Annotated in this window: 12 protein-coding genes; 10 read left to right on the top strand and 2 right to left on the bottom strand. The window is 46.3% G+C overall.

What is annotated here, in order from left to right; translation table 11 throughout:
• Positions 1-6 precede the first annotated feature (6 nt).
• From DMI82_RS17125 to DMI82_RS17090, 8 genes are all read left to right on the top strand, one after another.
• Positions 7-285: a BMC domain-containing protein gene (locus tag DMI82_RS17125; RefSeq protein WP_005427721.1), complete on the top strand. Its 279-nt coding sequence runs from the start codon at positions 7-9 to the stop codon at positions 283-285.
• Between the two features lie 141 nt (positions 286-426).
• Positions 427-1,038, top strand: coding sequence for a phosphate propanoyltransferase (locus DMI82_RS17120; protein ID WP_370816971.1), 612 nt, complete (start codon positions 427-429; stop codon positions 1,036-1,038).
• A gap of 68 nt (positions 1,039-1,106) precedes the next feature.
• Positions 1,107-1,373 (top strand): EutN/CcmL family microcompartment protein, encoded by a 267-nt coding sequence (locus DMI82_RS17115; RefSeq protein WP_015525950.1) that lies wholly within the window; start codon positions 1,107-1,109, stop codon positions 1,371-1,373.
• Between the two features lie 4 nt (positions 1,374-1,377).
• On the top strand, positions 1,378-2,706 hold the full coding sequence (locus tag DMI82_RS17110) for a 4Fe-4S dicluster domain-containing protein (RefSeq protein WP_015525949.1): 1,329 nt from the start codon (positions 1,378-1,380) through the stop codon (positions 2,704-2,706).
• Between the two features lie 16 nt (positions 2,707-2,722).
• Complete coding sequence (locus tag DMI82_RS17105; protein ID WP_015525948.1) at positions 2,723-3,271, top strand: BMC domain-containing protein; 549 nt, start codon at positions 2,723-2,725, stop codon at positions 3,269-3,271.
• A 72-nt stretch (positions 3,272-3,343) separates the two neighbouring features.
• Positions 3,344-4,108 carry a DeoR/GlpR family DNA-binding transcription regulator gene (locus tag DMI82_RS17100; protein WP_092070138.1) on the top strand — a complete coding sequence of 255 codons (765 nt, stop codon included), beginning with the start codon at positions 3,344-3,346 and terminating at the stop codon, positions 4,106-4,108.
• A gap of 136 nt (positions 4,109-4,244) precedes the next feature.
• Positions 4,245-5,396 (top strand): 1-propanol dehydrogenase PduQ, encoded by a 1,152-nt coding sequence (locus tag DMI82_RS17095; RefSeq protein ID WP_110104062.1) that lies wholly within the window; start codon positions 4,245-4,247, stop codon positions 5,394-5,396.
• A 344-nt stretch (positions 5,397-5,740) separates the two neighbouring features.
• A complete protein-coding gene (locus DMI82_RS17090; protein WP_110104061.1) occupies positions 5,741-6,958 on the top strand; it encodes a cob(I)yrinic acid a,c-diamide adenosyltransferase in 1,218 nt (405 codons plus the stop codon).
• 110 nt (positions 6,959-7,068) lie between these two features.
• On the opposite strand, the gene DMI82_RS17085 is transcribed toward DMI82_RS17090, so the two are convergent.
• A complete protein-coding gene (locus tag DMI82_RS17085) occupies positions 7,069-8,379 on the bottom strand; it encodes a hypothetical protein (protein WP_110104060.1) in 1,311 nt (436 codons plus the stop codon).
• A 288-nt stretch (positions 8,380-8,667) separates the two neighbouring features.
• Here DMI82_RS17085 and recQ point away from each other — a divergent pair, with 288 nt between their 5' ends.
• A complete protein-coding gene (recQ, locus tag DMI82_RS17080; protein ID WP_059086818.1) occupies positions 8,668-10,497 on the top strand; it encodes a DNA helicase RecQ in 1,830 nt (609 codons plus the stop codon).
• Positions 10,498-11,111: 614 nt separating this feature from the next.
• Here recQ and DMI82_RS17070 read toward each other — a convergent pair.
• Positions 11,112-11,960 carry an AraC family transcriptional regulator gene (locus DMI82_RS17070; RefSeq protein WP_021651531.1) on the bottom strand — a complete coding sequence of 283 codons (849 nt, stop codon included), beginning with the start codon at positions 11,958-11,960 and terminating at the stop codon, positions 11,112-11,114.
• 205 nt (positions 11,961-12,165) lie between these two features.
• On the opposite strand from DMI82_RS17070, the gene DMI82_RS17065 reads away from it, so the two are divergent.
• The gene (locus DMI82_RS17065) at positions 12,166-13,962 is read left to right on the top strand and encodes an L-fucose isomerase (protein ID WP_015525941.1); all 1,797 of its coding nucleotides are present in this window, start codon (positions 12,166-12,168) and stop codon (positions 13,960-13,962) included.
• Positions 13,963-14,063 lie beyond the last annotated feature (101 nt).

The raw sequence follows: 14,063 nt of genomic DNA, 5'->3' as shown, positions 1-14,063 counted from the left end.
ATGATCATGACACAGGAAGCATTAGGAATGGTTGAGACAAGAGGACTTACAGCAGCTATCGAGGCAGCTGACCAGATGTGTAAAGCAGCTAACGTTGCTCTGGTAGGAACAGAGAAGATCGGTTCCGGTCTTGTAACAGTTATGGTTCGTGGAGACGTAGGAGCAGTTAAATCTGCAGTAGAGAGCGGAAGCGCAGCAGCATCCAGACTTGGAGAGCTTGTAGCTACACACGTAATTCCGAGACCTCATACAGACGTTGAGAAAATCCTTCCGGTTCTTAAATAATCCAACTGATTAGTTCCAAGATGCACCGGCCCAAGGGCCATTAAGGGTTCGGGCCGGTGCGTTTTGAGTTAATTTCAGTTATGAAACCGAAAGAAAGCAGGTGTACTCTTGGAAACGAATAATATTGAAATGATCACAAAAATGGTGATCGATGCGATCAACAAAAACGAAGACAAGGGCAATGGTTTTGTTGTACCTATCGGAGTTTCTGCAAGACATATTCACCTGACACAGGAGCATGTGGAGGCACTGTTCGGAGAAGGCTATCAGCTTACCAAGAAAAAAGATCTGATGGGCGGACAGTTTGCATCCAACGAAACAGTTACCATCGTAGGACTGAAGCTCCGTGCGATCGAGAATGTAAGAATCCTCGGACCTGTCCGCAGTAAATCACAGGTTGAGGTTTCAGCAACAGATGCGATCAAGCTGGGAATGAAGGTTCCGGTACGTATGTCCGGTGATCTTGCAGGAAGTGCACCGATCGCCATCGTTGGACCAAAAGGTGCCATTTATCTGAAAGAGGGATGTATTGTGGCTATGCGTCACATTCACATGGCTCCGAAAGATGCCCAGGCTGCGGGTGTACATGATGGCGATATTGTTTCCGTAAAAGCTGACAATGAGCGCGGAACGATCTTTAATCAGGTTAAGATCCGTGTAGATGACAGCTTTACATTGGAAATGCATATTGATACAGATGAAGCAAATGCAGCAAGAATTGCCACAGGCAATACAGTTACCATAATCAAATAATATTCCTCCTTTTGGGATGCCTGAAAACGGCATCCCAAAAGGAGGATATAGAGAAAACGGAGGCTCATATGATCGTAGGCAAAGTAGTTGGAAGTATTGTTTCCACACGAAAAAGTGAAAAACTCATAGGAAATAAATTCATGATCGTGGAGCCGGTGCATCATATGAAAGCCGAGCACAGCCAGATTGTCGCTATTGATATCATCGGTGCGGGAATCGGCGAATATGTATTGGTGGCACAAGGAAGCGCAGCAAGAATTGGCTGCGGCGTAGAAACAGCACCGGTAGATGCCGCCATCGTCGGTATCGTAGACGACGGTGCAGGATTGGAGTAACGCCATGGATATCAAAGAATTACAGAAAATTATGCAGGAGAATGGTGTTGTCGGAGCAGGTGGAGCAGGTTTCCCTACATACATGAAACTGACAGACAAAGCGGATACCATTCTTATGAACTGTGCAGAGTGCGAACCATTACTGAAACTTCACAGACAGTTGTTGGAGAAGCACGCATACGAGATCATGAAAACATTCGATATGGTTGCGGAGACGGTAGGAGCTTCACAGGCCATTATCGGAATCAAAAAATCTTATGTACAGACGATCAATGCTTTAAATCAGCATATTGAAGAATTCCCGAGGGTTAAGATCCATCTTCTGGATGAGGTTTATCCGATGGGTGATGAGGTTGTTCTTATTTATGAGGCAACCGGACGTGTGGTACGGCCCGGAGGACTGCCGATCGAGCAGGGAGTAGCCGTATTTAATGTAGAGACTCTATACAATGTATACCGCGCGGTAGAAGAACATAAACCGGTCACATGTAAATATGTTTCCGTTGTTGCTGAGGTTGAGAACCCTGTTACAGTGAAAGTTCCACTGGGATGTACACTGGAAGAGGTTGTTGCCCAGGCAGGCGGTACAACTGTAAAGGATCCTGTATATTTCGTTGGCGGCCCGATGATGGGACGTATCGGAAATGGTTCAGACCCGGTTACAAAAACAACGAATGCAATCCTGGTTCTTCCAAAGGACCATGTTATTGTCATGAAGAAGCAGCGGACTTCTTCTATAGATCTGAAGAGAGCAGCATCGATTTGCTGCCACTGCCATACATGTACAGATCTTTGCCCGAGACATAATCTGGGACACCCGATCGATCCGGCAATGTTCATGATGGCAGCATCTAATCAGGATTTCAGAAATGTAAATCCTTATATCAATTCTGCATTCTGCAGCTCCTGTGGTGTCTGCGAGATGTATGCGTGTCCGCAGAGCCTGGCTCCGAGAACACTGCTTGCAGATATGAAGGGCGGACTTCGTAAGGCAGGGATCAGACCACCTCAGGGTGTTCAGCCGAAGCCGGTTCAGGAGTCCAGAGAATACCGCAAGGTTCCTGAGGAGCGTCTGATGGCACGTCTGGGACTTACCAAATATGACAAGGATGCACCGCTTCAGGAAGAACTTGTAAACGTATCGAAGGTAAAGGTTCTCTTAAGCCAGCATATCGGTGCACCGGCACAGGCAATCGTAAATGTAGGCGATATGGTAACAGAAGGCCAGATGATCGCACAGCCTGCACAGGGATTAAGTGTCGGAATCCATGCAACCATCAGCGGTAAGGTTACAGAAGTGACAGACCGCCATGTTGTAATTGCAAGAAATTAGAAAGGACGTGCACAAAATGAGTAGAGCAATCGGAATGATTGAGTTTAAAACCACACCAGCTGGTATCACTGCAGCAGATGCCATGGTTAAGACATCTGAAGTAGAGATCGTGGAGGCGCAGACAGTATGTCCGGGAAAATATATTGCAATTATCACCGGAGATTTAAGCGCAGTAAAAGCTGCTGTAGACACGGCTGTAACAACATACGAGGACAAATGTATTGACAGTTTTGTACTGGGCAATCCACATGAGTCCATTTTCCCGGCAATCTACGGAACCACACAGGTCGAGGAGATCAGTGCCCTGGGAATTCTTGAGACCTATGATGCAGCATCTATCATCGAGGCAGCAGATCAGGCAGCTAAGACAGCTATCGTTGATCTGATCGAGCTTCGTATCGCCAAGGGTATGTGCGGTAAATCTTACATGCTCCTTACCGGCGAGGTTTCTGCAGTAGAGGCTTCTATCGAAAGAGCAAAAGAGCTGGTAGCTGAAAAAGGAATGTACATGGATTCCTCAGTGATCGCTCATCCGGACAAGAGAATGATCGATACGATCCTTTAATATTGTCTTTATATCTGAGGGATATCCTTTTGAAGGGTATCCCTGCAATGACATCTGAAAAGGAGGCATCTTATGCTAGCATTAGAGAGAAGAAATCTGATTCTCGAGAAATTACAGGAAGAGAAAAGGGTTGTTGTAAGTGAACTAAGCCAGCTTTACAGTGTCTCAGAAGAAACCATCCGCCGTGATCTGGACAAGCTGGAAAAAGAGGGACTTGCCACAAAGAGTTATGGCGGTGCGGTGATCAACGAAGATGTCGGTATTGATTTACCATTTAATGTTCGTAAAAACCAGAATGTACAGGGAAAGCAGAAAATGGCGGAGATTGCTGCTTCCATGGTGAATGACGGAGATCACATTTTTCTGGATGCCAGCACAACGGCAGTTTTTGTGGCCAAGGCGCTGAAAGAAAAAGAACGTCTCACCGTTGTTACCAATTCTATGGAGATCCTTCTGGAACTCTCTGATGTATCCGGCTGGAATATTATTTCCACCGGTGGAGTGATGAAGGAAGGGTATCTTGCATTTCTTGGTGCCAGAACCGAAGAAGTGATCCGTTCTTATTATGTGGACAAGGTGATCTTTTCCTGTAAGGCATTAAACGAGGATATGGGGATCATGGAATCCAAAGAAGCCTTTGGAACAACCAAAAAAGCCATGATCAATTCCGGAAAAATGCGTATTCTGGTGGTAGACAGCACGAAATTTGATCAGACTGCTTTTTCCGTGGCAGGACAGCTGCGGGATATCGAGACGGTCATCACAGACAAAAAGCCGTCTGAAAAGTGGCTGAAGCATTTCAGCGCGCATAAGATCGAATGCATCTACCCGAAATAGGTTGGACATATATCGGAAAACGATTGTGTTCATGAGCATGCAGTGTATGCGGAATGCGGAGATCCGCTTTACTTTATCCGGCCACAGGCAGACAAAAGAGACCTGTGTTTCGGTATGACGAGAGGGAGCAGTTTCTATGAATACATTTGAAATGAAAACAGCCATCCATTTTGGAGCTGATGCCCTGGGAAGACTGAAAGAAATTCCATACAAAAGAGTCCTTGTTATCACAGACCCGTTTGTTGTAAAAAGCGGAATGATCGATATGATCACAAAACCGCTTCAGGCAGGTGGAAAAGAATTTGATATTTTCTGTGATGTTGTTCCGGATGCACCGGTTGGAAAAATTGCCGAAGGAGTTAAGAAATTCCTTCAGTATCAGCCGGAAGCTATTGTTGCAGTAGGTGGTGGTTCTGCCATCGACTCCTCCAAGGCAATCCGTGAGTTTGCCCTGAAGATCAATAATTACGGAAAAGTCGGACTGGTTGCCATTCCTACAACAAGTGGTACCGGTTCCGAGGTTACTTCTTTTGCAGTTGTAAATGATACAGAAGCACATGTGAAGTATCCGCTGATCTCAGAAAGCCTGACCGCTGATGAGGCAATTCTGGATGCGGAGCTTGTACGTAGTGTTCCGCCTGCGATTACAGCAGATACAGGTATGGATGTTCTGACTCATGCAATTGAGTCTTATGTCAGCATCAACCATAATGAGTTTACATCTGCACTTGCAGAGAAAGCAATCGAGATCTGTGGCGTATATCTTTATCGTGCATATGTTGACGGTAATGATATGCATGCAAGACAGAAGATGCATGTAGCGTCCTGTCTGGCAGGACTTTCCTTCAATGCAGCAGGTCTTGGAATTACTCACAGTATGGCTCATCAGCTGGGTGCTATTTTCCATATTCCTCACGGAAGAGCTAATGCGATGCTGTTGCCGCATATTGTTGAATATAATGCAAATATCAACAAACGCAGCAGAAGCCAGAAAGAATATCTTCCGGCAGTAAAGAGATATTCCAATATTGCACATCTTCTTGGACTGAGCAATTATAACGAAGTTATGAGCGTAAGATCTCTTGTAAACTGGATTCAGTTTATGCAGAAAGAGATGAATATCCCGCTTACCATCGAAGAGATGAAGACGATCACACCGGATGCTTATTTTGCGGCGGTTGATAAGATGGCGGATATGGCACTTGCGGATGCCTGCACAGCGGCAAATCCGCGTGTACCGAAGAAAGAGGATATTGTTAAGATTTATACTAAACTTTGGTCTTTTTGATAAAAGATGAAAACCGCAAAGGGGCCGCAAAGCCGCGGCCCCTCTGCACACCCCTCGGGCTTTTTTTAGAGTGCTTGACTGTGGCGGGCGGAAGGGTATTGACTTGTGCCTGTATGCTGCGGTTGTTCCGGGTTGAACGTTGTGCCGATGGGGCGCCGTGGGCGCTTTGGATGTGTGACGTTGTTGGCAGGGGCTGGCGCGTTTGTGAACGCCGCGCTTGGTTTGCCGGGATGGTTGTGGTGTGTGTTTACGTACGTGTGGTATGCGTAGCATTTCGAGGATTGTAAAATTGGTCTGATATGGGTGGGATTATTTATCAGGAGTTGCTGGGAGGTTGAGCTGGGATGGAGGTTTATACCGGGTATGGTGATAAGGGGATGACGGATCTTTCCCATACGAAGAATGTTTCAAAGTCGGATGATCGGATTTGTCTGATGGGGTCAGTTGAGGAGCTGATGAGTCATATTGGGCTTGTGCGGGTTCTGGTTGATGATGTGGATGTTGTCCGGATGCTGGAGAAAATCTCGGAGACTTTGAAGAAGATCATAGATGGGGTTTCTGATCCTTATAATCGGGAGTTTAAGGTCAGTGAAGACCGGACGGAGCTTCTGGAGGAGGAGATTGGCCGGATGAAAGAGATTTTTTCCGGAGAGAGGCTTCCGATTCTTCCGGGGGATTCCCGAGTTGCGGCTGAGATTGATGTGACAAGAGCTGTGGCACGGAGGGCTGAGAGAGAGCTTGCGCTGGTCAGCGTGAAGTTTGGATCGGATACCGGAGCCAAGAAATATATGAATCGATTGTCGGATTATTTTTATGTGTTGGCAAGGTATGTGGATGCAGCGAAGATTGAAGAGAAGAAGACAGATATTTCTGAAAGTGTTCAGGAATCTGTGAAAGCAGAAACTGCTGGGATTGTAGCTAATGTTGGGGCAGAGGCTGTTGGAAGTAGTGCGGATGTTGCAGCGGGTACATCGGCGGTGGATGTAAGAGCACAGGATTCGCAGATGGTGCAGAAAAGGGATGTACAGACTTTTAATGCGCAGAATGGGACTGTGACGACAGCAGTGGGAGGAAATACGGCGATGGCACAGAATGACAGTATGGCAGCAAACACGGCGATGATCCAGGAAGTGCTGAAGCGTATGGGTATCCAGGGTCGTATCACATTGGATTCTGCCAAGAGGCTTATTGAGAAGATCGAGCAGGAAGCTTTGAGAAGAAACAAGCCTTCCGTAATTGCGATATGCAGCCCGGATGGAAATCCGGTTGCGGTTCATGTGATGGATGGATCTTTTCTTGTAAGCTTTGAGGTGGCTTTGAAGAAGGCCTATACATCGGTTGCAGTGAAGATGTCCACCATGGAGCTTTCCAGATTGACACAACCGGGCCAGACATTTTATGGTCTTGGAAAAATGAGTGACAATATTGTGATATTCGGAGGTGGTGTACCCCTGAAGGTTGGAGACACCATCATCGGCGGTCTTGGTATCAGCGGCGGTACCGGCGAAGAGGATAACAGCCTCGCAGAGTATGGACTGCAGGTACTGAATGAGGTACTGTAGGATACAGGATAAAAACAAAACGTATAGACAGCTCAGAGAGAATAAATAAAAGGGACGTGTTGCAGTGATGATTTTTAAATCAATACTGCGGCACGTCCCTTTTGAATTATTTATTTCCAGCTAATCTTCAGGCATTTAACGGAAATATCACTTTTTTCCGGCGCCTGGACCATGTTCTGGATGAAATAGGTCTTTGTCATGGATTTTCCGGGCTTTAGGTTCAGTGTCAGGTTCTTGGTCCAGTACATCTGGTCATAGATACCGGAACCTGTGGTGATCTGTACTTTTGCGGTAGTGATGGTTTTTGCAGAAGTATTGGTGAATTTCAAGGTATAATAGGTCTTCATGTCATTGGGGCCATACTTGATACGGGCAACACTGATCTTCAGATTTTTGACGGTAGGTTTGGCGGCCGGTGCGGATACGGTAATAGTGATCTTACGATTGACACCGTTTAAGTTTGCGGTAACTGTGGCTGACCCTTTTTTCTTTGGGACAAGATAGTTTCCGGAAATGGCAAGTACAGAAGGCTTGCTGGATTTTGCATTTTTGATGGTCAGACTGGTACCGCCCTTCAGATTGATGAGGGAACGCATGCTGACCTTGGAGCCAACCTTGAGTGTAGTCTTGGAAGCGCGGAAGGTTGCTACGGTTTTTGAAGGCGAGGTTACTTTTCCGGTCAGCTTACAGGCTGCGGCCTTTGGATAGGATAAAGTGATCTTTGCGGATCCGGCTTTCATGCCCTTCAGGGTAACTGTGAAACGGCTGCGTTTTTTGGAATCCTGAGTGATGCTCTGTACCTTGAGAACAGAGCTGTTGGAAGAAGTAACCTTGAATTTTGATTTGCTGATGGTTTTTACGTAGGGATCAGAAATCTCAATTCCGATGGAAGTGGTTTTTCCGGTCCGGATGCTCTGGTTCAGATAATTGTTGTTGGTGATAAAAATTTCCGGAACAGCCTGTTTGATGGTAACCTCATAGTCACAGTCTACCGGTACCGGACATTCTTTATTGCCGAAATCGAACTCCAGGTAGCCATCCTCTATGTTGTCATCGTAGGTGAAAAAGGTTTCCTTGTATGCCAGTGGTGTATAATTTGAAGTGCTCAGCTTAACCACATTGATCCCATCGATGGAAAATGTGGTGCTTTTTGGGATGACTCCCTTGGGTGAATAAAAGCTTACACGAACTGTCACGGCATAGACCCGTTTTTGGCAGTTTGCATTTTTGATGTTGATCGGGAAATTAATGTCTGAAGACTCATCTTCGATCACACCGTCGGTATCACGGATAGTGGAAGTGGTTCCTTTGGTCACGACCCGGACTCTGGCGTGAGCATCCTGGGGAAGCAGGAGCACAATAAAGGAAAAAAGAATCAGGAAAAAAATTGTTTCGATGGTTTTTATTTTTCTTTTACACATAACAAACCCTCCTTTTTTTATGAGCATACCGGCTGTTACTGAACAGAGGCCCGGGTACTCCATGAATTCATGGTCCTCTGCTGCGGAACAGTATAAACAGACTCTTTCTCTTATATCATTATAACAGGAAACCAGGTAGGAAGTGCATTGTGATTTTTTTGTATCAATTGGCAATTTATCTGTAAATATGTTAAAATGAAATATTCGGAAAACAGCAGCGATTCGACAATGAAAAAGAGAAGCGTTACAGTTCCGGTGGGAACGTAACAGAAAGGATCATGTCGATTTATGACGAAACAGGAACTTTTAAAGACCCATTTCGGGTATGATACATTCAGAGAAGGGCAGGAAGCGGTGATCGATGCGCTTCTTGCAGGAAAAGATGTTCTGGCAGTGATGCCAACCGGCGCAGGAAAATCCATCTGCTATCAGGTACCGGCACTGATGATGAAGGGGATCACACTGGTAATATCACCGTTGATCTCCCTTATGAAGGATCAGGTGAGAAGCCTGAACCAGGTCGGCATCTCAGCAGCATACCTCAACAGCTCTCTGACGCAGGGGCAGTATTTCACAGCCTTGCGCTATGCAAAGGCAGGACGATATCCGATCATCTATGTAGCACCGGAGAGGCTTACCACAGAGGCGTTTCTGGATTTTGCGCTGAGTGCGGATATTTCCATGATCGCAGTGGATGAGTCACACTGTGTATCACAGTGGGGACAGGATTTTCGGCCAAGCTATCTGAAGATCGCAGAGTTTGTTGCACAGCTTCCAAAAAGACCGGTGATCGGTGCATTTACAGCTACAGCCACGAAGGAGGTCAGGGAGGATATTGCAAGACTTCTGGGGCTTCAGGATCCCTTTTGCACAACCACAGGATTTGACCGGGAAAACCTTTATTTTGCAGTGAAAACACCGAAAGATAAATATAAGGAAGTACACGATTACATACTGGAGCATCCGGACGACAGTGGAATCATCTACTGTCTCACCAGAAAGCTGGTGGAGGAGGTCTGCGGAAAGCTGATCCGTGACGGCATCACGGCCACCAGATATCATGCAGGACTTTCCGATGAGGAACGCCGGAACAATCAGGATGATTTTATTTATGACCGCTGTCGTGTGATGGTAGCCACTAATGCATTTGGAATGGGAATCGACAAGTCCGATGTGCGTTATGTCATTCATTATAATATGCCGAAGAACATGGAAGGCTATTATCAGGAAGCAGGCCGTGCGGGCCGTGACGGCGATCCTGCGGAATGTATCCTGCTTTACAGCGGGAAGGATGTGGTTACCAATCAGTATCTTATCGAGAGAGGACAGGATAACCAGGAAATGGAAGCGGCAGTCTGGCGCCTTGTCCGGGAGCGTGATCAGGAGAGGCTGAAGCAGATGACCTTTTACTGCTTTACCCATGATTGTCTGCGTGAGTACATCCTGAAATATTTTGGGGAATACGGAAAAAGCTACTGCGGAAACTGCCTGAACTGTCAGACCGAGTTTGAAGAGCAGGATGTGAGCCAGGAGGCCAGGGCAATGATCCGGTGCGTGGAAAGCAGTGGTCAGAGATACGGGGTGAACGTGATCCTGGATACTCTGCGCGGCGCATCTACGGCGAAGATCCGGCAGTATGAGATGGATGGAAATCCGGAATATGGAGTCTGTGCAAAGATTCCGGCACACCGGCTGCGGCAGATCTTTAATTATCTGGTACTGAAGGAATATCTTTATCTGACGGATGACGGATATACGATTGTGAAGCTGACCGCCGCTTCCAGGTCACTTCTGGAGGAGGCGCATATCCTCACAATGAAAATGTCAAAAGAGCTGGAGACGAAGAAAAAAGAGAAACGGAGCAGACTTCCGAAATCTGCAGTCGGGGAGCTGGGAGAACAGGATGAGCCCCTTTTTCAGAAGCTCCGTGCTCTTCGCCTGGAAATCGCCAGAGAGGAAAAAATCCCCCCTTATATGGTCTTTTCCGACAAAACCCTTATCCATATGTGCATTCTGAAGCCCGGAAACGAGGAGGAAATGCTGAATGTGACAGGAGTCGGCAGGCACAAGTACGAAAAATACGGAAAAAGGTTTATAGACGCGGTGAAAAATCTGTAGGAAATAGACTTTTGCCGTCGGAAAATGAAGAGCGAAATGTTCTGAAATTTCTTGCATTTTAAAGAGGCATTTGTTAGAATAAGACAAGCAGGAAACATCCGGCGGCTATAATGCGGCCGGATCGTTTTTAACTGTATCATATTCTGCTGCACGTTCCGGTGCAGCGTACAGGCATTTCGCAAGCAGAGTTCTATGCAGCAGTGGAATCCCTTCGAGTAGATGGACCAACTGTGTGAGATATCCGTTGGTCAGAAGCAAGCAGTGAGGTGGATGATCGTATCCGCTTTCAATTACGACATAATCTGGTGCTGGTCACTGCGTAAACAGAGATCAGGCTCCTTCACGATCTGCGTCGGCTTTTTCATGCAGAAAATCTGCCCTGCCGGCTTTTTTTCTCATACAGAAGAGTAGCATGTATTCATAAAGACATGAACATAGCCCGTCTGCAAAACGGGAATCCGTTCCGGCATGACTGTTCTCCGCCAGGCCGAAAAAGCTGTATTTACATAAAACAGCCCAATTCCTCAAAAAGCAGGATATCCGCAATATGTGCGAGATCCTGCTTTTTGTCATGTAATACTCTGATATGTGCCATTAAGACGTGGAAAAATATTTCAGCGTCTTTTATATTTGCCGGGGGTGATCCCCTTGTACTTTTTGAAGGTACGGATAAAATAGCTCAGATCATTAAAGCCATTCCGATAGGCAATCTCTGTGATGGAATCATCGGTGGTAGCCAGCTGGCAGCAGGCCTGCTCGATCCTCTGGCGGTTGAGGTAATCCATTGGTGTCTGATGCGTCATCTCGGAAAAGAACCGGCAGAAATATTTGGGAGACATGGAAACCGAAGCGGAAAGCTCCTGCAGGGTAATGGGGCTGGCATAGTTCTTTTCAATAAATTCCACGACCTGCTTCAGCTGGACAATGCGCTTGTAATCTCGTCTGGTTTTCCGCAGGCTTTCCAGGTAGTAATGATTACCAAAAACCAATCCGAAAAAGTGGTAAAATTGTCCAAACACAACCAGCTCATATCCTGGCTTCCTCTGCCAGAAAGAATCAAAAAGAGAGTTCACCGCTCTCTGGATATCAGGCTGCTTTTCGGTGAAATGGTGATAGATCAGCAGCTCCTGGTGGCTGATCTTCTGCATATATTCTGTGCAGACGGAATTAAATTTCAGAAACATGTTCATATCAAAAACAATGCACTGATAGATACAATCCTGAGGAATTCCGGAATGCAGAACTCCACTATTGACAAAAATCACATCTCCGGCTTTTGCTGTAAAACTTTTTTCGTCTAAAGTGACGGTGAGAGTGCCCTGTAATACACGCATGATTTCACATTCTACATGCCAGTGGTAGGACATGACATAGCGTGGATGGCTGCTGTCAATGTGGTGGAATTCAAAAGGAAATTCATAGGTACCTCGAAGTCTGTCCTCATTTCTTCCAAGATCGTGCAAAATACAACCCTTCTTTCTTAAATTTTATAGATTTTTTAGGAACTCATATGAAAAAGTGAATATTGTACTGTTTTTTGCTATTATAACACAAGTAATTTAAAAGATGCAATCGTATAATAAAAGCATAGTTCGGACAGGAGTTGTCAGAACGTGAAAAAACTGTAAGTTATAATAGTGAATATAAATTTAGGAGGTAATTGTTACTATGGCAAAGAGCAGATTAGTAGGCAGCTATCCGGTTATCGGTATCAGACCAACCATCGACGGACGTAGAGGAGCCCTCGATGTAAGAGGATCTCTGGAAGATCAGACTATGAACATGGCCAAATCCGCAGCAAAGCTTTTCGAGGAGAACCTGAAATATTCAAATGGTGAGCCTGTAAAAGTTGTTATTGCTGATACCACCATCGGACGTGTTGGTGAGAGCGCTGCATGTGCGGATAAATTCCGTAAAGAGGGTGTAGATATCACTCTTACAGTTACACCATGCTGGTGCTACGGAGCTGAGACCATGGATATGGATCCACAGACCATCAAGGCTGTATGGGGATTCAACGGAACAGAGAGACCTGGTGCTGTATATCTGGCATCCGTTCTTGCTACACATGCACAGAAGGGCCTTCCGGCATTCGGTATCTACGGACATGACGTTCAGGAAGCTGACGACACATCCATTCCGGAAGACGTTAAAGAGAAACTGTTAAGATTCGGTCGTGCAGCAGTTGCAGCTGCATCCATGAGAGGTAAATCCTACCTGCAGATCGGTTCTGTAACAATGGGTATCGGCGGATCTATCATCGATTCTGATTTCATCGAGTCCTATCTCGGAATGAGAGTTGAGTCTGTTGATGAGGTAGAGATCATCCGTCGTATGACAGAGGGTATCTACGATCACGAAGAGTTTGAGAAAGCTCTCAAATGGGCAAAAGAGACCTGCAAGATCGGTTGGGACAAGAACCCGGAAGAGCTTCAGTTCTCACCAGAGAAGAAAGAGGAGCAGTTCGAGTTTGTTGTTAAGATGGCAGTTATCATCAAAGAGCTGATGAACGGCTGTGATAATCTTGCTCCGGAATTCTCCGAGGAAGCGATCGGACACAATGCTCTTGCAGCTGGATTCCAGGGCCAGAGACAGTGGACAGACTTCTATCCGAACGGTGACTTCGCAGAGGCTATGCTGAACACATCCTTCGACTGGAATGGCGCTCGTGAGCCGTACATCCTTGCTACAGAGAACGACGTTCTCAACGGACTTGGAATGCTGTTCATGAAACTTCTTACAGGACGTGCTCAGATCTTCGCTGATGTTCGTACATACTGGAGCCCGGAGGCAGTTAAGAAAGCTACAGGATATGACCTTGAGGGTGTTGCCAAAGAAGCTGGCGGATTCCTTCATCTGATCAACTCCGGTGCTGCTTGCCTGGATGCTAACGGACAGGCTAAAGAGGCTGACGGAACACCAGTTATGAAACAGTGGTGGGATGTTACAGAGGCAGACCAGAAAGCGATCATGGACAACACAGAGTGGTGTATGGCCGACAACGGATACTTCCGTGGAGGCGGATACTCCAGCCGTTATGAGACACGTGCTCAGATGCCTGCAACTATGATCCGTCTGAACCTTGTAAAAGGACTTGGACCGGTTCTTCAGATCGCAGAGGGATGGACAGTAGCCCTTCCGGAAGAGGTATCTGACAAGCTTTGGAAACGTACAGATTACACATGGCCATGTACATGGTTCGCTCCAAGATGCGATGGCAAAGAGGGACCGTTCAAAACAGCTTACGATGTAATGAACAACTGGGGTGCTAACCACGGTGCGATCTCCTACGGACACATCGGTGCAGACCTGATCACAATGTGCTCTATGCTGAGAATCCCGGTATCCATGCACAACGTTCCTGAGAAGGATATCTATCGTCCGGCAGCTTGGAACGCATTCGGTATGGAAAAAGAGGGTGCAGACTTCCGCGCTTGCAAGAACTATGGACCACTTTACAAATAAATCATATTGTTAAGATAACGGAATATCAAATCCTCCGGCATGCATGTGCCGGAGGATTTTTTTGTGCCGTGGTATATGGATAGTTGGGAAATATACTGTTC

Source organism: Blautia sp. BCRC 81119 (assembly GCF_003184505.1).
In the GTDB taxonomy this organism is placed as follows: Bacteria; Bacillota; Clostridia; order Lachnospirales; family Lachnospiraceae; genus Blautia_A; species Blautia_A fusiformis.
The sequence above is the reverse complement of the archived record's forward strand: the minus strand, read 5'-3'. Positions and strand labels throughout refer to the sequence as shown.

Bases quoted from the DNA above. Each gene is read 5' to 3' on its own strand.
- DMI82_RS17105 (WP_015525948.1), top strand. From the start codon at position 2,723: ATGAGTAGAGCAATCGGAATGATTGAGTTTAAAACCACACCAGCTGGT.
- DMI82_RS17125 (WP_005427721.1), top strand. From the start codon at position 7: ATGACACAGGAAGCATTAGGAATGGTTGAGACAAGAGGACTTACAGCA.
- DMI82_RS17095 (WP_110104062.1), top strand. From the start codon at position 4,245: ATGAATACATTTGAAATGAAAACAGCCATCCATTTTGGAGCTGATGCC.
- DMI82_RS17085 (WP_110104060.1), bottom strand. From the start codon at position 8,379: ATGTGTAAAAGAAAAATAAAAACCATCGAAACAATTTTTTTCCTGATT.
- DMI82_RS17100 (WP_092070138.1), top strand. From the start codon at position 3,344: ATGCTAGCATTAGAGAGAAGAAATCTGATTCTCGAGAAATTACAGGAA.
- DMI82_RS17120 (WP_370816971.1), top strand. From the start codon at position 427: ATGGTGATCGATGCGATCAACAAAAACGAAGACAAGGGCAATGGTTTT.
- recQ (WP_059086818.1), top strand. From the start codon at position 8,668: ATGACGAAACAGGAACTTTTAAAGACCCATTTCGGGTATGATACATTC.
- DMI82_RS17090 (WP_110104061.1), top strand. From the start codon at position 5,741: ATGGAGGTTTATACCGGGTATGGTGATAAGGGGATGACGGATCTTTCC.
- DMI82_RS17065 (WP_015525941.1), top strand. From the start codon at position 12,166: ATGGCAAAGAGCAGATTAGTAGGCAGCTATCCGGTTATCGGTATCAGA.
- DMI82_RS17115 (WP_015525950.1), top strand. From the start codon at position 1,107: ATGATCGTAGGCAAAGTAGTTGGAAGTATTGTTTCCACACGAAAAAGT.
- DMI82_RS17110 (WP_015525949.1), top strand. From the start codon at position 1,378: ATGGATATCAAAGAATTACAGAAAATTATGCAGGAGAATGGTGTTGTC.